Annotated in this window: 2 protein-coding genes; both read left to right on the top strand. The window is 44.8% G+C overall.

Going from position 1 to position 1,092, the window contains the following annotated elements; genetic code table 11:
* A partial coding sequence (locus tag R8269_RS25790; RefSeq protein ID WP_318222983.1) for a DUF1249 domain-containing protein occupies positions 1–132 on the top strand: 132 nt, incomplete at its 5' end.
* A gap of 61 nt (positions 133–193) precedes the next feature.
* Positions 194–1,000, top strand: a complete 807-nt coding sequence (cpdA, locus tag R8269_RS25785; RefSeq protein WP_017449192.1) for a 3',5'-cyclic-AMP phosphodiesterase — start codon at positions 194–196, stop codon at positions 998–1,000.
* Positions 1,001–1,092: the final 92 nt, after the last annotated feature.

The raw sequence follows: 1,092 nt of genomic DNA, 5'->3' as shown, positions 1-1,092 counted from the left end.
GCTAAGTATGATTATCCCAATGACCAGTTGATGCAGAGAGATGAAAAGCATCAACTTAATACGTTCCTTGGTGAATGGCTGACGTTTTGTTTACGAAGTGGCATTAGTAGAACGCCGCTTGCCTTCAATTGATCGTCACGTCATTCAAGGAAAATAACAAGAAACTATAGAGTGAACGAATCAGGTTTTCATTTTGCAATCATCGAATGACAGCATCAAACTTTTACAAATCACGGATACTCATCTGTTCGCTGCAGACGAGGGAAGTTTGCTGAGCGTAAAAACAGCCGACAGCTTTTCTGCTGTGGTTAACGAAGTTTTGCGCCGCAAAGTGGGGTTTGATTACATTTTAGCGACTGGCGATATTTCACAGGATCATAGCGCCGAGTCTTATCAACGATTTGCTGATGGCATTGCGCCGCTGCAAAAGGATTGTTATTGGCTGCCGGGAAATCACGATTACAAACCCAATATGGGAAGTGTGTTACCTTCACCACAAATTCAAGCGGCAGAACATGTGTTGCTGGGTGAAAAGTGGCAATTGATTTTGCTTGATTCTCAAGTAGTAGGCGTGCCTCATGGGCGTTTAAGCGATCAGCAGTTGACTCTTTTGGAAGAGAAATTAACGGAATTTCCTGAGCGTCATACACTGGTTTTATTGCATCACCATCCTTTGCTGGTGGGGAGCGCTTGGCTTGATCAGCATACGTTGAAAGACGCAGAAGCGTTTTGGCAAGTTGTGGATCGATTCGACAATGTAAAAGGCATTTTGTGTGGGCATGTTCATCAAGACATGAACGTAATACACAAAGGTATTCGAGTGATGGCAACACCATCAACGTGTGTCCAGTTTAAGCCGAATTCCGATGATTTCGCGCTTGATACCACATCCCCAGGTTGGCGTGAGCTAGAACTGCACACCAACGGCGACATCACAACCCATGTCGACCGTTTACCAGAAGGCCAATTCCAGCCAGATTTCTCTTCCAACGGATATTAATGATGCCCGAGCTCTAAGTTCGGGCTCGCTTTTTCATGCGAGACTTCTATGAGTAAACCTTCACTTCTATTGTACATCCACGGTTTCAACAG

The organism is Vibrio sp. Vb0667 (assembly GCF_033391095.1).
Note: the sequence above shows the minus strand (reverse complement) of the source record. Positions and strands in the feature narration are given on the sequence as shown.